This window comes from Marinobacter vinifirmus (assembly GCF_002258215.1).
GTDB lineage: Bacteria > Pseudomonadota > Gammaproteobacteria > Pseudomonadales > Oleiphilaceae > Marinobacter > Marinobacter vinifirmus.
In genome coordinates this window covers 373,402-392,907 of record NZ_NEFY01000001.1, presented here as the reverse complement: position 1 = coordinate 392,907, position 19,506 = coordinate 373,402, and the positions used below count along the sequence as shown (strand labels likewise).

Below are 19,506 nucleotides of genomic sequence, written 5' to 3'. Positions count from 1 at the left end.
CTGGCAGGATAGCGAGGCAGACAAATTCTGAGAAAGAATAACTATCGATTTTTATAGTTTATTAAGGAATATCAAACCGCCACGTCAGCCATATTGCCGTAGGCTTCCAGCCAGGCCCGGCGGTCTGAAGCCCGCTTCTTGCCCAGCAGCATGTCCATACGCTCGTCGGTGTCATCGCCGTCTTCCAGGGTCAACATCACCAGGCGGCGGGTATCCGGGGCCATGGTGGTTTCCCGCAGCTGAAGCGGGTTCATCTCACCCAAGCCCTTGAAGCGCGTTACCTGAAGCTTGCCCCGGCGCTTCTCGGCTTCCAGCCGGTCAATAATGCCCTGCTTCTCGTGCTCGTCCAGGGCATAGAAGGTTTCCTTACCCAGATCCACCCGATACAACGGCGGCATGGCGACAAATACATGGCCGGCGGAGACCAGCGGCCGGAAGTGCTTCACGAACAGCGCACACAGCAGGGTGGCAATGTGCAGGCCGTCGGAGTCGGCATCGGCCAGGATGCACACCTTGTTGTAGCGCAGGCCGGTCAGGTCGTCAGAACCGGGGTCTACCCCGATGGCAACGGCAATGTCGTGGACCTCCTGGGACGCGAGGATTTCACCGGAATCCACCTCCCAGGTATTCAGAATCTTGCCCCGCAGCGGCATGACCGCCTGGAACTCCCGGTCCCGGGCCTGCTTTGCAGAACCACCAGCCGAGTCCCCTTCCACCAGGAACAGCTCGGAGCGGTTGGTGTCCGAGCCGGAACAGTCGGCCAGCTTGCCGGGCAGCGCCGGGCCGGAGGTGACTTTCTTACGGGCTACTTTCTTGCTGGCCCGCAGACGGCGCTGGGCATTGCTGATAAACAGCTCGGCCAGTACCTCGGCGATGTCGGTATGCTGGTTCAGCCACAGGCTAAAGGCATCCTTAACCACGCCAGACACGAACGCCGCCGCTTCGCGGGACGACAAACGCTCCTTGGTCTGCCCGGAGAACTGGGGTTCCTGCATCTTGAACGAGAGCACATAGGCCACCCGCTCCCAGATATCCTCCGGTGACAGCTTAACGCCCCGGGGCAGCAAGCTGCGGAACTCGCAGAATTCCCGCATGGCTTCGAGCAGGCCGGTACGCAGGCCGTTTACGTGGGTGCCGCCCTGGGCGGTGGGAATCAGGTTTACGTAGCTTTCCATCACCGCGTCGCCGCCTTCCGGCAACCACTGGATGGCCCAGTCTACGGCTTCTTTGTTACCGGAGAAGCTGCCGGTAAACGGTTCCAGCGGGACCGCTTCGATATCCGCCAGCGCCGTGCGCAGATAATCCCGCAGGCCGTCCTCGTAGAACCACTCGTCTTTTTCGCCGGTCTTTTCCTGCAGGAAGGTCACCCGAAGGCCCGGGCACAGTACGGCCTTGGCGCGCAGGTTATGGCGCAGGCGGCTGACCGAGAAATTGGGACTGTCGAAGTATTTCGGATCCGGCGTGAACTTCAGGCGGGTACCGGTGTTGCGCTTGCCAACGGTGTCGACCACTTCCAGCTCGGAAGCTTTATCGCCGTTGGCGAAGGTCATCCGGTGCAGCTGGCCGTCACGCTTGATCAGCACTTCCAGGTGGGTAGACAGGGCATTCACAACCGAGACACCCACACCGTGCAAACCACCGGAGAAGTTGTAGTTACCTTCAGAGAACTTGCCGCCGGCGTGCAGGCGCGTCAGGATCAGTTCGACCCCGGGCACGCCCTGTTCTTTGTGAATATCGACGGGCATACCCCGGCCGTCGTCTTCCACGCTCAGGGAATTGTCACTGTGAAGCACTACGTCGATTCTGCGGGCGTGGCCGGCCAGTGCCTCATCCACACTGTTGTCGATCACTTCCTGAGCCAGGTGGTTGGGCCTTGAGGTGTCGGTGTACATGCCCGGGCGCTTGCGCACCGGGTCCAGGCCACTGAGGACTTCAATAGCGTCGGCGTTATATTGTTGCTGGCTCATAGGGACGGCATGACTCCGCAATTGGTCGTGATAGCTGAGCCATAGCTTAGGGATTCACGCTGAAAGATCAACGGTTGTTTTGTGCCGGTGCCGGACCGCGTCACTTTCCAGCGGTTTTGACGATGGGCTGAGGCGTAAGGCCAGACACTTCCAGCCTTTGCCAGTGGTCGCCCTTCACCGCCAGCACCACACAAGGTGAGGTAATCACCTGCGCCACCATCATATCCGGTGCCGGTGAGTTGACCTGCATGGCCAGTTTCAGTACCGGCTCCTGCCACTGGACATCCTGCAGGCCGACACTGTACCCGGCCGTAGGTTTCTGCCCAAGAGTCACGATGATGAGCTGCTCTGACGCCAGGTCCACCTGCCGGATTACGCCGGTGGCCATATTCTGGCCACTGACACCCAACAGGTTTTCCAGCGCTTCCGGCGAGCTGACCGGCGCCACACCGGGACCGGTCAGGCCACAATGGGCCGACTGGGTAACCTGCCGCACCTGCGGCGCAGGCTGGGCTTCCTTGGGGGCATTGGCACTGCAGGCCGCCAGCAGCGTGGCAGCGAGTAATGCGGTTGCAGGTTTAAGGGGAAATCGGTTCATTGCGTCATCCTGATTCGATTGTCGGCCGGGCCGGTTTGTGTCTCGGGAGCCCTCAGCTGATACCCCTGAAAGCCGGGCCGGGGCAGTATATCCGGTGAAGCCGCAGAAATCGTGGGCCGGGAGAAACCGGTGGTCAGGCGGATATCGGAGAGGCTTTGGCCTTCCTCGATGGTGATCACCTCCCGCAAGCCGGTAATCGGATACTCGGCGCAGGCCTCGCCCGGCTGGCAGATGATTCCGTCACCATCAAGGTCACTGCCAGCTACAAGATAGTAGTCTCCCGGGCGCACCTCGCGAAGCTGCTGTGGCTCTTCGCCATCGTCGTTCTCGAAGCGGAACGAATAGACGCCGTTTTCCGCATCCAGGGTAACCTGGGACTCGGCCATATACAGGTTATCTTCATTGGGCTCGGTGTTAACCAGCAGCACAAAGTGCCGACCGGCGTTTCGGGCCTGTTCGTCGCTGACCAGCTGGCCGATGACCGGGATGGACAGCGGATCTGCACTGGCACCGTCTACCTGGTAGTTCACCACGATAGAGCCCCGGGCCGGTTCATCCGGCGTGAGCTGGTCTTTGATTAACGTTACTTGCAGTGCGCATGGCGGCGCGGACTGGCACCCGGTGACGTCTATCCAGGCCGGCATATCACCCAGCGACAGGTTGGAAACATTACCATCGCCGAAAACGCTGAGCTCAACCGATACGCTCTGCTCGCCCTCGTTGCTGAGTGAAACCAGGGCCGGCGATGCCGAAAGAATGGTATCTGCAAAGCCGCTACCGGCCGCAGAAACTGCCCGGGCAGCATCCAGTACACCCCAGCCCAGGGTGTCATTCCGGCGTGCCTGGCCGTCCGTCATCTGCCCGCCCTGAAGCCAAACGCGCACCTTGTCATAGTTCATGGCCGGGTCACGGGCCTTCATCAGCGCCAGCACGCCCGCCACATGGGGCGAGGCCATAGACGTACCCTGCAGCCCCCGGTAACCCGCAATGGAAACACCTCCGTCCCGCTCACCACTGGTACTCCAGACCACGTCACCGGCACCGTCGAGGTTGCCATCGCGGCTGGCATCGCCACCGGGGGCTGCCAGGTCAATCCAGCTGCCAAAATTGGAGTAGCCAGCCAGCTGGCCTCCGCCGTCCACGGCACTGACAGCGAGCACGTTAGGAGATGCGGCCGGATAGGACAAAGTTGATGTAGCTGCGTTACCTGCAGCGGCCACGAAAACCATTCCCTTGCCGACCCCCTTGGCAATCGCGTCTTCCAGGTCTTGAATTCTGGGCAAACCGCCCAGGCTCATATTGACCACGTCTGCATAGGGCTGGCCGCCGCTCCCGGCCACCAGCCAGTTGATGGCCGCAATCAGGTCTGCAGATGAGCCTGTGCCCCCCTCACCCAGCACCCGTACCGGAACCAGCCCCGCTCCGTAAGCCACGCCGCCACTGCCGGCATCATTCACCACGGCTGCAACCGTGCCGGCTACGTGGGTACCATGGAACACATCGCCGCCAACGCTGCTGCCCGGGTCTGCAGGAATCGTATCGTTATCAACAAAGTCGTAAGCGGGCCGTGACTGCACATTGCTGTCCAGGTCCGGATGCCATGCGCCGGAAGGCAGCCTCAATAATCCGCTATCCAGCACCGCCACGTTCACACCAGCGCCACCGCCGGGCGCCAGCTGCCAGGCCGCAGGCCCGTTGATCAGGTCATAATGCCACTGCCGGGTGTACAGCGGTTCAGACACCGGTGTGCCGGTTTGCTGGCTGGAAACCACGTAGTTAGGCGTAGCCGACAGCACACCGGGCGTCGCCCGCAACTCCCGGATCCAGTTCAGTGTATCCTCGGCCACTGGCCCGGCCTGTGCACTGCGAACCCGGTTGCCGGGCATGGTCATCAGCCATTCACCCGCCCCCAGGGCGCGGGCTTTTTCAGCGGCAGGTGTCGCCATGGCAGCTCGGACAGTGTCATCGTCGGCCAGGGCAACAACGGCCTCGCCTTCAATAAAGCGATAGCGGGGCCAGTCAAACGCCATCCCTTCGGCGCCAAAAGCGACCGACTTGGCCAGTATGTAGCGGGCGGGCGCATTCCCGGTGTTGCGCACCGTTACGCGGTATTCCGTGCTATCGCCGGCTGTGAGGGTATAACGGGCCGGGCCAGCATTGACAGAGGCCGATAGCGGGCCGGCGCCTTCAACCACCAGCTCGAGCTCCGGGTCAGCCAGGCAGCTGCCAAAGCTTTCAAGAACGAGGGTCTCCCCCGCCGCCAGGGGCACCGAGTACTCGTCCACCGCATCCTCTGCATAGGCGAAAGGCTGACACTGGGCAGAGGCGGAAGGATAGGTCCCTGCCGCCCCGCTGACATAGCCAGCCAGCACAAAGCTGGCAGGCAGAGCCTGTGTGCCGGTTGCAACTTGTGCGCCCTCAAGCCCCAGCTGGTTCATCGTATCCTGGTCAACCCGGCTGTTCGCCTCAATACTGATCACACCAGACAGCGGCGAAGGCGGCAAAGCAGGCACCGACGAACCGGAGCCTCCGCCACCACAGCCGGCCAACACCGCCATCCCTGACACCAGAACCATAGATCGACTTAGATATTTCACGGGGCATGTTTTCCGTTATCAACAGGTTTACCGGTTATACGGCCAATCTTCCGTGACCGACCCTTACAGGCATATTGCACCAGCCTGATCGTAAAAAAACCCGCGAGAGCAGAGCTTCGCGGGTTTTGTTTATGCTACTGCGCTTATAAAGCGTAGAAAAGCATGGGCACAAACGCCACCAGTAACAGCGTGGGCACCATTACCGCCAGCGGCAAAAGCAGGCGCTGATAGCGATGCCAGAAGGAACCGGTGCGCTCGGCAGCCAGCACTTCGGTTTCGCCTACCACTTGCCGGGTCAGCAGGTGGTTAAGGGCCACCGGCGGGCTCAGATAACCCAGCTCGAACGCCACCAGGCATACAATCCAGAAGTGCAGCGGGTCGATACCAATCTGGATGGCCGGCTGGGCAATGGTAGCCGATACCAGGATAACGGCACCGAACGGGTCCATCACCATGCCGATCACGGTCAGCATCAGCACGATCACCATCATCGCCAACCAGGGGCTGGTCAGGCTTTCGGGGAACAGGGCGTGTACGATATCGGAACGCTCCAGAATCCCGCCCAGGCAGATCGAGAAACCGATCAGGGCCAACAAGGCGCCGATATGCACGGCCGAATCACTGGCAGCAGAGCTGCTGCGATCGAAGAACGCCTGGGTTCTGGACTGGCCGCTTTCCTGGCCGGCCTTACCGGCATCCAGCATCACGACAGCCAGCATCACCAGCGGCAGAATCAGGGGCGCACTGTATTCATTGAACTGGAGCCCGAGTACAACCCAGATGACCAGGATCACAGCTGCTGCTGTCAGGGCATAGGGAATCAGGGGGCCAAGCTCACGCACGGCTGCACGAACGGCACCCGGGGCCGGCCGCGGTTTCCAGTTACCTTCGGTCTTGCAGACGATGAAGGAGAACAGGGAAGCCGACATAATGAACACCCAGAAGCCCCAGCCATACATCTCGGTGGTGGTGACTTCCTTGTTCAGGGCCGCTACCACCACGATCAGCAAGCAAGGATTCAGCACCACACCCAGGCTGCCGGACATCGCCGTGGTCGCCAGCGACAGCTGCCGGCCTGCACCGGCGCGACGCAGCTCGTCGTACACTACCCCGCCAACAGCCAGGATGAAGATACCGGAGGCGCCGGTGAAGGCCGTCGGGAAAGCGGTGGCGAAGATAATCACCGAGGCCAGCATGGGTGCAGGCAGGTTGAACGGCTTGAGCACATTCAGCAACAGCTCCGGCACCCGGGTCTGCTTGAGCATCATGCCCACCAGCACATACAGGCCGATGTTGATGAACATGGACGACAGGTTCGACATCATGCCGAAGTAAATCGCCAGGCCTGAGCTGTAGCCGTCTACAAAGAAGAAGTAGCTCATGGCGATCAGGCCCATGGTGCAGTACAGCGGCACCACCAGCCCCGACGACATGGCAAGGGAGCCTGCTTTCATGCGCTCCGGCACAAACAGGAACCGGATGGCGTTGATCACCATGAACAGCCCGAACACCAGCGACCAGGCGTATTGCAGGATTATGGTGTCACCGGCCCCCGGGGATGCCTGCAGTCGCCCGACGTAGGCACTGAGCGACAGCAGCATCAGCCCGTTCACCACAAACTGGGAACCCTGGCTCAGGCGCCATTCCGCCCGGTTTCTCGGCAAGCGCAAGGCAATGTGGTCCGCATCCAGCGCCGAGATGGCCGCAGCCATGGCAAACATGCCAATGAACAGGAACTTTGTCAGGTCGATGTTCTTGAGCAGAAAGTCTGCCAGCCCCTGCTCGATATCCTTGAACACACCCAACGCCCAGGTGGCATGCTTCTGGTTTTCAGCGAACTGCAGGTGACGCTGCTCACACAGGGCCAGGTTACTTTGCAGGGACTTACGTATGGCCTCGGGGTTAGGCGGAGAGCTGAACAGATCGTCCGGGTCCGGCTTGTAGGCGGCTACCCGGCGTTCCACTTCCGTGTCGATATCAACAGACAGGTTGCAGGTAGGCTCGGTTGCATCCGGGTTGAGCAGGTAATAATTGGGCCATACCTGCTCGCCTACCCACAAAAGCCTGGAATGGAGCGAGTTGCCCATTCCCAGCGCCAGGGTCGCCAGAAGTAACAGCAGCAGGATTACCCCGTGCAGCCTGTGCACGGGGTAGAGCGTCCTTGCGCCGGTAGCGGTCATCGCTCGCCAGTTCATCGTCAGTGTCTCCGATTATTCCCGGTTAGCCGCGGTGCACTCGGAAGCACCCGGGTTGCTGGCACAACGGATCTTGCTCAGCAGGCTCATCATTTTCGGGTGATAGACACTCGGTGCGTTGTTCACATCGTCACGCATCTCCAGGCGGTTCTCGCGGAACATTTCCTGGTAGCCGGTGATGTCTTTCTCGGGAATACGAATCCACTGCTCGTCCGGAATACCCTCTTCCTGGCCCTGGATCAGGTTCATGGCCTGCGGGTACATACCCCAGGCAACATCACGGGCTTTCTGGGCGGTGTCGTCGTCCAGCACTTCGTCACGGGCAACAATCTGGATGGTCAGCTGGGCCAGCGGGTAATCCACAATGCCGCCCTTGTCGCCAATCCCCTTGTACAGCTCCAGCGCCTCGTAGGCGAAGGCCGGGGCGTAGGCTGCATCAACCGAGCCGTTGTTAAACTTGCCGGCAAAGTTGGTGATATCGGAGGGCACCACGGTGGCTTTCACATAGTTCACCATGTGGATGGCGTCTTTCTGGTAGTCCAGGGTCGCCATGCGCTTACCGGCCAGTTCACCGGCGGTGTCGATGCTGCGGTCGTTCACAAACAGGTAACCGGCACCGGCCGGCACAATACCCAGAACTTCATAGCCGCCGTCTTTCATCAGCGGCGCCGCCTTGGCCTGGGCCAGGGTGGCCAGCAGGGTTTTCAGGTCGTCGTAGGTGGGGATGGCACCCACGGCACTGATGCTACCGGTGAACTTGTTAAACGGACGGATACGGATATCGGTCGCCGCTACTGCATCACACTGGCCGGCATTGAAGTCGCCTACGGCCACGCCTTCATCGGTGTAAGGCTTGAGCTCGAAGTCCACACCGTGGGCTTTCATTTCCAGTGCGTAGTCTTTCACCAGGTTGTAAACGTCACCGTTGGCGCCGATGACATCGAACACGCACATGGAGACAGGCTGGGCTGAAGCCAGGGGTGCGGCCACAGCAAGGGACAAAGCGGCAAGGGATTTGCGGATCATGACGACCTCCGGGTCATTCTTGTGTTTGTGGGTAAGGTTTTCGTGCCGGACGGCGCTGCTACAGCAGGCCGTCCAGATCCATAGTTTCAACGTTTTCGGTGCTGCGTTCCGGGCTCATCTTGCCGAAATAGCTCTTTGGTGTGCGGTGCCCGTAATTGGCTGTCCAGTGCTTGTCAGACGAGAAGGTCACAACGCCCCGGGCCACTTCATCAACCAGTCGGTACTCGTCCCACACCTCGATACGACCGTCCGCCTCTGCGAAGCTGGCGATGGCATCGGCCAGCACCTGCGGGCGACCGAAGGTCTCAGCCGCTACCGCCTGCAAGGCGTGGGAAGCGCGCATACCGGTTTGCACACCCAGCTCGGCGCTGTTCTCGAGCACCTGCCAGGGGTCGGGGGCGAGTTCCGGACGGGTATCCGGCAGCAGCAGCCACACCAGTGCACGAACGGCATTGGGCAGGCCGCCCCATTTTTCGTTGTCTACACACTGGGCTGCCCGCTCGGCCTGGGGCGCAATGTTGCGGGGCACGCCAGCCATGGCACCGGAGTTGGAATCGTTCACGATCGCCTGCATACCGGTCAGCAAGCCAAGCAGGAAGGTCAGCTCGTCCTGTTCGCTGAACAGGAACGGACATTCCAGAGGTTCTGCCGAAGGATCAAAATCGTAGGCCGCCATCGCACGCTGGAACGCCTGGTAACGGCGCTTCGCGGTCTGGGCGTGCAGTCGCTTGGCCTTTTCACGGGCATCCTTGGCGGCAGGAATGTCACCGCTGAAATCGGCCCGCAGGTAATCGAGCTCGGCTTCCCAGGTTCGGTATTCCATGCAGTTGGCCGCCAGCAGCATCAGCAGGGAACCGGTGGTATCCGGTGCAGAGGTTACCCGGGAGAATGAATACATGAGGGGGTCGACACCTTCGCCCAGGGCGCAGGCCATCTTCGGATCCGACATCTGCATCACGTAGGGTGTTGCTTCAGACTCCGAGTAATTGGAAAGCACTACGCCGGTGGTGGTGTAGATCGGGTTTGCAGAACAGCCGGCCAGCAACAGCACGGCCCCCGCGGTCGCTGTCTGGCGAAGGCGAGACGGGCAAGCACGCATGTAAGAAAACAGTGAGGAGATCATAGTTCGACGACCTTTCTTGCTTTGTTGTTGTGGGTGCAAGAATGCGGCGATTGCTGTCAGACAGAAATGGCTCGATTGCCGAAATGGATATGCCGATCAGGCCAATGGCCTGAATGGAAATCAAGAAAAGAGAAATTTATTGATATAAAACAATAGGTTTTGAATCAGCCAAAAATCAGGGGACACAGAAAATTTTTTAAGTATGTGAATGAATATTTTACAACTTCATAATTGCGAGCACCTGATCAGTCAACCCGTCGAGCGTTAATCCGCCCCGCTCCGGCCGGTACCAGGTCACCGTCCAGCTCAGGGCCCCGGTCAGCATCCGGCGCACAATGAACGGTTCCGCATCGATACTGCCCTCCGTGCGCAGTTGCTCCAGCACCGATAGCCACAGGCCTTCATAGTGATCCCGCAGGGCCAGTACTTCCGCCTGCGATTCCTCAGACAAACTCCGCCACTCATACACCAGCACCGCCATGGCCTCACCGGTCTGGCCGTTGATGGACTCCAGCTCGGCCCGCACCAGCGCCCGGAGCTTCTCCCGCAGGGTGCCAGCCTGCTCCATGGCCGCGTGCATCAAGGCGGTATTGAGGCGAATGGTCTCCACCATCACCGCTTTCAGGATTTCTTCCTTGGTTCGGAAGTGATGAAACAGGCTGCCAGACTGGATACCTACTGCTGCTGCCAGGTCGCGCACTGTGGTGCGCTCATAGCCTTTGTCCCGGAATAACCTGGCCGCCTCTTTCAACAAGCGCCCGCGAGCACTGGCGGGGTCGGAAACAAGCTGTTCGGCGATGAGGGACTGAAGAATCTCGTTCTGGTTCACAAAGGCCATCCGGTTGTCTTGCTGGGACTTTTTATTCTACCCGAGATTTGCCTGTTTACAAACCAAGCGCTTGCTTGGTATTGTCGATAACATCGCTGCACCAGCCCGCAATCGCCGGGCGCAAAGAACAAGGCAAACAACATGGCACAACCCGACAACCCTATCCGCATCGGCTGCTCCGCCGCTTTCTGGGGCGACACAGAAACCGCCGCCGCCCAACTGGTACGCCAGGGCAACATTGACTACCTGGTAGCCGATTACCTGGCCGAGATCACCATGTCGATCATGGCCGGCCAGAAGATGAAAGACCCGTCTCAGGGTTATGCCCGAGACTTCGTGGAAACCGTCATGGCTCCACTGCTGGGCGACATCAAGGACAAAGGCATCCGGGTGCTGACCAACGCCGGCGGCGTGAACCCGGTCGCCTGCCGCGATGCCTTGCAGGCCCTGTGCGAGCATGCGGGCGTGGACCTGAAAATCGCCGTGGTGCTGGGCGATGACCTTCTGATGAAGAAAAAGAAACTGGCCGACGCTGGCATCACCGAGATGACCACAGGCCAGCCTTTCCCGGCCATGATGGTGAGCCTTAACGCCTACCTGGGCGCACCTGGGCTGGTGGCTGCACTGGAACAGGGGGCTGACATCATTATTACCGGTCGGGTAGCTGACAGCGCCCTGGTACTGGCGCCGCTGGTGCATGAATTCGGCTGGAGCTGGAACGATTACGACAGGCTTGCCCAAGGCAGCCTGGCGGGGCATTTGCTGGAATGCGGCGCCCAGTCTACCGGCGGCAACTTTACCGACTGGGACCAGGTGGCCGACGGCTACGCCAATATGGGGTTTCCGATAGCCGAGGTCAGCGCTTCCGGCGACTTTGTGATCACCAAGCCAGAAGGTACCGGTGGCCTGGTCAGCCTGGGCACCGTGAGCGAACAGCTGGTGTACGAGATTGGTGACCCGCGGGCTTACCTGCTGCCGGATGTGACCTGTGATTTCACCCGGGTCACGCTGGAAGAAATCGGCACGGACCAGGTTAGTGTTACTGGCGCGAAGGGCCTGCCGTCCACTGACAGCTACAAGGTATCCGGCACCTGGCCAGATGGCTTCAAATGCACGGTCACCTTCCTGCTGGGCGGCATCAATGCCAAGGCGAAGGCGCAGAAAGTGGCCGAAGCCATTCTGGCGAAGACATCCGCGATGTTTGCCGAGCGTGGCCTGCCGGACTATTCCGAAACCAGCATCGAGCTTTTGGGCACCGAAACCACCTACGGTGCCCACGGCCGGGGCGACCAGTGCCGGGAAGTGGTGGTAAAGATTGCCACCGCCCACCCGAACAAAAAGGCGCTGGTGCTGTTCTCAAGGGAAATTGCCCAGGCGGCCACGGGCATGGCGCCAGGCATCACCGGCATTGTCGGTGGCCGTCCGACGGTGTGGCCGAAGATTCGTTTGTATTCCTGCCTGGTGCCGAAGTCGGAAGTGGCGGTTTCGGTGGAGCTGGCTGGTGAGAAATCCGAAGTGGCTGTGGTTACCGACGGTGGATTTGATCCAGGCTCGCTGGCTGCTGAGCCGGAGTCACGGATGGAGGTTTCAACAGACACGACGGTGCCGCTGATCAAGCTGGCGTGGGCGCGGTCTGGTGATAAGGGTGATCACAGCAATATCGGGGTGATTGCGCGGGATCCGGAGTTTTTGCCGTTTATTGAGGCGGCGTTGACGGAGCAGGCGGTGGCGCAGTGGATGAGCCATACGCTGAATCCGGAGTCTGGCAAGGTGACGCGCTGGGCGATGCCGGGGTTGCATGCGTTCAATTTCTTGCTGGAGCACAGTCTGGGTGGCGGTGGTGTAGCCTCCCTTCGGATTGATCCGCAGGGTAAGGCTTTTGCACAGCAGCTGCTGGAGTTTCCGGTGCCGGTGCCTTCGAATCTGGCGCCTCAGTGAACTTCATAATCAAACTGTGGGGCAAGCGCCCTGGTGGGGGAACGCCCTACAAAAAACGCTCCTTCGGCACATCCATGTGGCGCTTCGCTCCGGCCATCCATGGCCTACGAGATTTTTGTAGGGCGTTCCCCCACCAGGGCGCTCTGACTTTTTACGTGGATTCAGTCTATTCGGATAAGGATTTTTTATGAGTTATCAGTCTGTTCTTCGGCCGGGGCTGTTTGAAGGCCAGGTGTTTATTGTGACCGGTGGTGGTTCTGGAATTGGCCGTTGTACCGCCCACGAACTGGCCGCCCTCGGTGCCCGGGTTGCTCTCGTTGGTCGTAAGCAGGAGAAGGTCGATTCGGTAAAAGCCGAGATTGAGGCCGACGGCGGCATTGCCAGCGCCCACGCTTGCGATATTCGCGAGGAGGAGTCGGTCAAGGCGACGGTGAAGGCCATTATTGAGACCCACGGTGGTCTGAACGGGGTGGTGAACAACGCCGGCGGGCAGTTTGCGTCTCCGCTGACGGGGATTAACCAGAAGGGTTGGGAAACCGTAGTGCGCACCAACCTGACCGGTGGTTTTCTGATAGCTCGGGAGGCTTACACCCAGGCGTTGAGCAAGACTGGTGGTTCGATCGTGAACATTGTGGCGGACATGTGGGGCGGTATGCCGGGCATGGGCCACTCTGGTGCAGCCAGGGCCGGGATGGTGAATTTTACCCAGACGGCGGCGGTTGAGTGGGCGCCTTCCGGGGTTCGGGTGAATGCGGTGGCGCCGGGGTGGATTGCTTCCAGCGGGATGGATAACTACCCGGCTCATATGAAGTCGTGGATTCGCAGCCTGGCGGATGCGGTGCCGATCAAGCGGATGGGGACGGAGTCGGAGGTGAGTTCGGCAATCTGTTTTCTGCTCAGCCCGGGCGCGGCGTTTATCAGTGGCGACTGCCTGCGGATTGACGGGGCGGCTTCTCAGGGCGGGCGTGTTTGGCCGATGCCGAAGGCGAAGAATAACGAGCCCTATAACGGTTTCCATCGGGCGGTAACGCCGAAAGTTTTAAGTGACGACTGAGGATTTCCCATGCAGGTACTGGAAACAACAATAACCCCCCAGTCTGACGAGTTCCGGGCCAATGTGGAGGCCATGGAAGCGCACATCTCCGCCTTCCGGGATGTGGAACAGAAGGTTCTGGACCTGGCGGAATCGGCCCGGGAGAAGTTCACCAAGCGCGGCAAGCTGCTGCCGAGGGATCGTATCAATCGGCTGCTGGATCGTGGCAGTGAGTTTCTGGAGCTGTGTTCACTTGCCGGTTACAAGATGCACGATGACAAAGACGGCTCCATGGCCGGCGGCGGCATTATTGCCGGCATTGGCCGGGTAGCCGGTGTGCGCTGCCTGGTGGTGGCCAGCAACAGCGCCATCAAGGGCGGAACCATTACCCCCGCCGGTCTGGACAAGACCCTGCGTCTGCAGCAGATCGCCATGGAGAACAAGCTTCCTGTCGTATCGATGTCGGAATCGGGCGGCGCCAACCTGAACTACGCTACCGACATCTTCGTGCTCGGCGCCCGGGGCTTTGCCAACCAGGCCCGCATGTCGGCTGCCGGTATTCCGCAAGTAACGGTGGTTCACGGCAACGCCACCGCTGGTGGCGCCTATCAGCCGGGGCTGTCGGACTATGTAATCACCGTACGCGAGCAGGCCAAGATGTTCCTGGCCGGCCCGCCGCTGCTGAAAGCGGCCACGGGCGAGGTCGCCACCGATGAAGAACTGGGCGGTGCAGAAATGCACGCCACCGTGGCCGGCACCGCCGACTACCTGGCCGAAGACGACGCCGACGGCATCCGCCAGGCCCGGGAGATTCTCGGCGCCCTGCCCTGGAACGAAAACCTGCCGCTGCGCAAGGAGCCACATTGGGATGAGCCGCTGTATCCGGCGGACGAACTGCTGGGCGTAATTCCTTCCGACGCCAAGAAGCCCTACGACGTGCGCGAAATCCTCGCCCGCATCGCCGACGGCTCCCGGTTTCTGGATTTCAAGAACGACTACGACAGCCAGACCGTGTGCGGCACCATCCGCATTCAGGGCCACAGTTTAGGCATCATCGGCAACAACGGCCCGATCACCCCGGCCGGTTCCACCAAGGCGGCGCAGTTTATCCAGCTCTGCGACCAGGCCGGCACGCCCATCCTGTTCCTGCACAACACCACCGGCTTCATGGTGGGCACGCACTCGGAGCAGAACGGCATCATCAAACACGGCTCCAAGATGCTGCAGGCCGTCGCCAACTGCCGGGTGCCGAAAATCGCCGTGGTGGTCGGCGGCTCCTACGGCGCTGGCAACTACGCCATGTGCGGCCGGGGCCTGGACCCGAGATTCATCTTCGCCTGGCCCAACAGCCGCACCGCCGTCATGGGCCCGGCCCAGGCCGGCAAGGTTATGCGCATCGTGGCGGAAGACAAACAACGCAAAAGCGGCATAGAACCCGACGAGAAAACCCTGGCGTTTCTGGAACAGGCCACCGCCAAGAAACTCGAAGACGGCTCCACCGCCCTGTTCGGCACCGCACGGCTCTGGGACGACGGCCTGATCGACCCACGGGATACCCGGAGGGTCTTGGCCTTGGTGCTTTCGGTTTGCCGCGAAGCCGAACAACGACAACTGCGGCCCAATTCCTACGGTGTCGCTCGGTTTTAAATTGTGAGCTGGGTGCACCAAAGTTTCGAACTCAAGCGGGTGTGGGGTGGGGCCTTCAGAAAATGTGCGGAGCCATGGATGGCGGAGCCCAAGCGTCACATGGACGTGCCGAAGGAGCGTTTTTCTGAAGGCTGGCCCACACACCCGCGCCCCAAGCTACCGGGCAAGCACCAAACAAAGAACACAAGAACTGACCGTCTTTAAAAAAGTAGGAGAGAACAATAATGAAATTCACAGCCGAACACGAAGCCCTCAGAAAGACCGTCCGCGATTTCGTCGAAAAGGAAATCAATCCGCACTGCGATGAATGGGAAGAGGCCGGCGAGTTTCCGATTCACGACCTGTTCAAAAAACTTGGCAACCTGGGCCTGCTGGGCATCCAGAAGCCGGAAGAGTACGGCGGCATGGGCCTGGATTACAGCTACAACCTGGTCGCTGCAGAAGAACTCGGCATGGCCAAGTGCGGCGGCGTGCCGCTGGCGATCGGCGTTCAAACCGACATGTGCACCCCGGCCATCGCCCGCTTTGGTTCCGACGAGCTGAAACGGGACTTCCTGGCCCCCGCCATCGCCGGCGACATGGTGGGCTGTATCGGCGTCAGTGAAGTGGATGCAGGCTCCGACGTAGCCGGCCTTAAGACCACGGCTAAGAAAGACGGCGATGACTACATCATCAACGGCTCCAAGATGTGGATCACCAACTCCCCGAAAGCCGACTTCATCTGCCTGCTGGCCAACACCAGCGACGACAAGCCCCACAAGAACAAAACCCTGATCGTCGTGCCCATGAACACCCCGGGCATTTCCTTCAGCCCGCATCTGAACAAACTGGGCATGCGCTCATCCGAAACCGCCCAGGTGTTCTTCGACGACGTGCGCGTTCCCCAGCGCAACCGCATCGGCGCGGAAGGCACCGGTTTCATGTGCCAGATGATCCAGTTCCAGGAGGAACGCATGTGGGGCGCGGCGAACGTGATCAAGGCGCTGGAGAACTGCATTGACCAGACCATCGAATACTGCCGCGAGCGCAAGACCTTCGGCCAGCCGCTGTTAAACAACCAGTACATCCACTTCCGGCTGGCCGAACTGCAAACCGAAGTGGAAGCCCTGCGCGCCCTCACCTACCAGGCCTGTGAACTGCACATTGCCGGTAAAGACGTGACCAAACTCGCCTCCATGGCCAAGCTCAAAGCCGGCCGTCTGGGCCGTGAAGTCACCGACACCTGCCTGCAGTACTGGGGCGGCAACGGCTACATGTGGGAAAACCCCCTGGCCCGTGCCTACCGCGACGTGCGTCTGGTGTCCATCGGCGGCGGCGCCGACGAAATCATGCTGGGCATCATCTGCAAGCTAATGGGCACTTTGCCTGGCAAAAATCGCGACTGATTAACGAGTTTGACGGAAGGCCATGAGGCGGGTTGTCCTTTCCGGGACACGCCTGCGAGTACGTCCCTGTAGGCTCGTTTCGGGCCGTCCATGGCCCTCAACGGTCCCGAAAAGGGATCCCCGCCTCACGGCCCCGAACATTTTACGTGGAGTCCTTTTATGGAATACCAACTACCACATTGCGAAACACTGATTCTCGAGAAACAAGGCCCGTCCCTGTTTCTCACCATCAACCGTCCGGACGTCCGCAACGCCATGAGCCTGCAGATGGTCGCGGAGTTGGCCGCCCTGTTCACCGAAGTTGAAAACGACAACAGCATCCGCGCCGTCGTCATCCGCGGCGCCGGCGGCCACTTCTGCGCCGGAGGTGACATCAAGGACATGGCCGGCGCCCGGGGCCAGAAAGGCGAAGGCAAGGACGACCCATTCTACAAACTCAACCGCGCCTTCGGCCAGATGATCCAGCAGGTCAACGAATCCTCCAAAGTCGTCATCGCCATCACCGAAGGCGCCGTCATGGGCGGCGGCTTCGGCCTGGCCTGCGTCTCCGACCTCGCCATCGCCGGGCCGACCGCGAAATTCAGCATGCCGGAAACCACCCTCGGCGTCATCCCGGCCCAGATCGCTCCATTCGTGGTCGAACGAATCGGCCTGACCCAGGCCCGCCGGCTGGCACTTCTGGGGTTGAGAATAGACGCAGCGGAAGCCTGCGCACTGGGCATCGTTCACCAGGTTGCGGAATCCGAAGAACAGCTGGACGACATGCTGAACCAAGCCCTTGAACGGGTTCGGCTGTGCGCCCCGAATGCCACGGCGGAAACCAAGGCGCTGTTGCATCGAGTCGGCCATGAAGCGATGACCGGTTTGCTGGATGACGCTGCCGAAAAGTTCGCCGCAGCCATCGGCGGGCCAGAGGGTACTGAGGGCACCATGGCATTCATGCAGAAGCGTGAGCCAAAGTGGGCTGGGAAATAACACATACAAAAACTTAAACAAGCCACTCAATAATCATTGGGCAGGCAAACAACCAAGGTCGCGGGAGCGCCACTGGCGGGATCAGCCTCCGGAAAATTTCGAAGGCCAAGGATGGCCTGAGAGAAGCGCACAGGGATGTGCTCGTAGCGGTTTTCCGGAGGCTGATCCCGCCAGTGGTGCGGACGAACACCAACCTGGGGCGGTCCAGTAACAAGGCAGATAACGCGTATGCTAAAAAAACTACTCATCGCAAACCGAGGCGAAATCGCCGTCCGGGTCATCCGCACAGCCAAGGCGCTGGGCTATCGAACTGTTGCCGTCTACTCCGAAGCCGACGCCAACGCCCTGCACGTTGAACAAGCCGACGAAGCCGTCTGCATTGGCCCGGCACAAGTCGCCGCATCCTACCTGAACGCCGACGCCATCCTCGATGCCGCCGCCAAAACCGGCGCCGACTGCATCCACCCCGGCTACGGCTTCCTCTCCGAAAACTCCGGCTTCGCCAAAGCCATCAAACAAGCCGGCCTCACCTTCGTAGGCCCGCCTGAAAACGCCATTGAACTCATGGGCAGCAAACGCCGCTCAAAAATCGCCATGCAGGAAGCCGGCGTACCGGTCGTCCCCGGTTACGAGGGCGATAACGCAGCCGACGACGAACTCATTGCCGCCGCCCAGGACATCGGCTACCCCCTCATGCTCAAAGCCTCTGCCGGTGGCGGTGGCCGGGGCATGCGCCTGGTGGAAAGCGAAAGCGAGCTGGCCGACAACATCAAACGGGCCCGATCCGAAGCCAAACAGGCCTTCGGCGACGACGAACTGATCATCGAAAAAGCCGTCATCGAACCCCGCCACGTAGAAATCCAGGTCTTCGCCGACCGCCACGGCAACGCTGTGTACCTCGGCGAACGGGACTGCTCCGTACAGCGCCGGCACCAGAAAGTCGTGGAAGAAGCGCCCTCACCTTTTGTCACCCCGGAACTGCGCAAAGCCATGGGCGAAGCCGCCGTCAAAGCCGCCCTGGCCTGCGGCTACGAAGGCGCCGGCACCGTGGAATTCCTGGTCGACAAAGACCGCAACTTCTACTTCCTGGAAATGAACACCCGCCTGCAGGTGGAACACCCAGTCACCGAACTGATCACCGGTCAGGATCTGGTAGCCTGGCAGCTGATGGTCGCCGAAGGCCGGCCACTGCCGCTGGCCCAGGAAGAGATCGAACTCAACGGCCACGCCATCGAAGTGCGCCTGTACGCCGAAGACCCGGCCAACGGCTTTACCCCGCAAACCGGCACTTTGCACGAGTTCACTCCGGCCGAGGGAGAAGGCCTGCGGTTCGACACCGGCGTGCGCTCCGGCGATGTAGTCAGCGCCCACTACGACCCCATGCTGGCGAAAGTCATCGCCTGGGGCCAGAACCGGGACGAAGCCCGCCGACGGCTGGTCCGGGCCCTGGAAGACACTACCGTGTTCGGCGTAACCACCAATCGCCACTTCCTCAGCCGCATCATCGCGGATGACACCTTCGGTGCCGGTGAAGCCACCACGGCGTTCCTGCAGCAGGCGTTCAAAGATGACCCATCGCTGGCACCGCAAGCACTGAGCATCCGCGAACTGGCCCTCAGCGCCTGCGCCCTGAGCCTCAACAGTACCGGGCAGGAAGGCTGGAGCAACGCACCGGCCACAGTGATTCCCATGAAGCTGGAGATCCAGGAAAAAACCGTCGAACTGCTGGTGCGTCACAGCGGCCACAAACTGCTGGTCTCCCATGGCGATGACCAATATGAACTGCTGATCCAGAGCCACGAACAAGGCCAGCTGTGCATTATCGACAACGGGATTCGTCAGCGGTGCCAATACTCCCGGGCCGGTGATTCCCTATATTTGCAGGCACTCGGCCGGTCGTGGTCGGTAACCGACATCACCCACCAGCCTGCCACAGGTGCCCAGGGCGCCGGCAGTGGCCGTATCCAGGCCAGTATGGACGGGGCGATTATCGATGTGCTGGTTGCCGCCGGCGACACCGTACAACAAGGCCAGACGCTGGTGATCCTGGAAGCCATGAAAATGGAGCATCCGGTGAAAGCGGACAGGGATGGCACCGTTGCCGCGGTGCACACCAGCAGCGGAGACCAGGTACGGCGCAGCCAGTTACTGGTAGAGCTGGCCGCCAACGAAACCGAAGAACAAACACAATAA

At 60.6% G+C, this 19,506-nt stretch carries 13 protein-coding genes; 6 read left to right on the top strand and 7 right to left on the bottom strand.

Features of this window, described 5'->3' with window-relative positions; all coding sequences use genetic code 11:
• Nucleotides 1–71 precede the first annotated feature (71 nt).
• The 7 genes from parE to B9Q17_RS01835 form a co-directional block, all read right to left on the bottom strand.
• Nucleotides 72–1,967 carry a DNA topoisomerase IV subunit B gene (parE, locus tag B9Q17_RS01865; RefSeq protein WP_022989958.1) on the bottom strand — a complete coding sequence of 632 codons (1,896 nt, stop codon included), beginning with the start codon at nucleotides 1,965–1,967 and terminating at the stop codon, nucleotides 72–74.
• A gap of 100 nt (nucleotides 1,968–2,067) precedes the next feature.
• Nucleotides 2,068–2,565, bottom strand: coding sequence for a protease complex subunit PrcB family protein (locus tag B9Q17_RS01860; RefSeq protein WP_094623870.1), 498 nt, complete (start codon nucleotides 2,563–2,565; stop codon nucleotides 2,068–2,070).
• The gene (locus tag B9Q17_RS01855; protein ID WP_094623869.1) at nucleotides 2,562–5,123 is read right to left on the bottom strand and encodes a S8 family serine peptidase; all 2,562 of its coding nucleotides are present in this window, start codon (nucleotides 5,121–5,123) and stop codon (nucleotides 2,562–2,564) included. The genes B9Q17_RS01860 and B9Q17_RS01855 overlap by 4 nt, the downstream gene beginning before the upstream one ends.
• 182 nt (nucleotides 5,124–5,305) lie before the next feature.
• Nucleotides 5,306–7,357 (bottom strand): TRAP transporter large permease subunit, encoded by a 2,052-nt coding sequence (locus B9Q17_RS01850; protein WP_094623868.1) that lies wholly within the window; start codon nucleotides 7,355–7,357, stop codon nucleotides 5,306–5,308.
• Between the two features lie 15 nt (nucleotides 7,358–7,372).
• Nucleotides 7,373–8,383 (bottom strand): putative solute-binding protein, encoded by a 1,011-nt coding sequence (locus B9Q17_RS01845; RefSeq protein ID WP_094623867.1) that lies wholly within the window; start codon nucleotides 8,381–8,383, stop codon nucleotides 7,373–7,375.
• Between the two features lie 58 nt (nucleotides 8,384–8,441).
• Nucleotides 8,442–9,506: a hypothetical protein gene (locus B9Q17_RS01840; protein ID WP_094623866.1), complete on the bottom strand. Its 1,065-nt coding sequence runs from the start codon at nucleotides 9,504–9,506 to the stop codon at nucleotides 8,442–8,444.
• 217 nt (nucleotides 9,507–9,723) lie between these two features.
• Nucleotides 9,724–10,344 (bottom strand): TetR/AcrR family transcriptional regulator, encoded by a 621-nt coding sequence (locus B9Q17_RS01835; protein ID WP_094623865.1) that lies wholly within the window; start codon nucleotides 10,342–10,344, stop codon nucleotides 9,724–9,726.
• Between the two features lie 132 nt (nucleotides 10,345–10,476).
• On the opposite strand from B9Q17_RS01835, the gene B9Q17_RS01830 reads away from it, so the two are divergent.
• From B9Q17_RS01830 to B9Q17_RS01805, 6 genes are all read left to right on the top strand, one after another.
• Nucleotides 10,477–12,273, top strand: a complete 1,797-nt coding sequence (locus B9Q17_RS01830; RefSeq protein ID WP_094623864.1) for an acyclic terpene utilization AtuA family protein — start codon at nucleotides 10,477–10,479, stop codon at nucleotides 12,271–12,273.
• 187 nt (nucleotides 12,274–12,460) lie between these two features.
• Nucleotides 12,461–13,327 (top strand): SDR family oxidoreductase, encoded by an 867-nt coding sequence (locus tag B9Q17_RS01825; RefSeq protein ID WP_094623863.1) that lies wholly within the window; start codon nucleotides 12,461–12,463, stop codon nucleotides 13,325–13,327.
• Nucleotides 13,328–13,336: 9 nt separating this feature from the next.
• Entirely contained in the window at nucleotides 13,337–14,953 is a 1,617-nt protein-coding gene (locus B9Q17_RS01820) for an acyl-CoA carboxylase subunit beta (protein WP_094623862.1), read from the top strand.
• Nucleotides 14,954–15,177: 224 nt separating this feature from the next.
• A complete protein-coding gene (locus tag B9Q17_RS01815; RefSeq protein ID WP_094623861.1) occupies nucleotides 15,178–16,338 on the top strand; it encodes an acyl-CoA dehydrogenase family protein in 1,161 nt (386 codons plus the stop codon).
• A 159-nt stretch (nucleotides 16,339–16,497) separates the two neighbouring features.
• Entirely contained in the window at nucleotides 16,498–17,313 is an 816-nt protein-coding gene (locus B9Q17_RS01810) for an enoyl-CoA hydratase/isomerase family protein (RefSeq protein ID WP_094623860.1), read from the top strand.
• Nucleotides 17,314–17,541: 228 nt separating this feature from the next.
• Complete coding sequence (locus B9Q17_RS01805; RefSeq protein WP_094623859.1) at nucleotides 17,542–19,506, top strand: acetyl/propionyl/methylcrotonyl-CoA carboxylase subunit alpha; 1,965 nt, start codon at nucleotides 17,542–17,544, stop codon at nucleotides 19,504–19,506.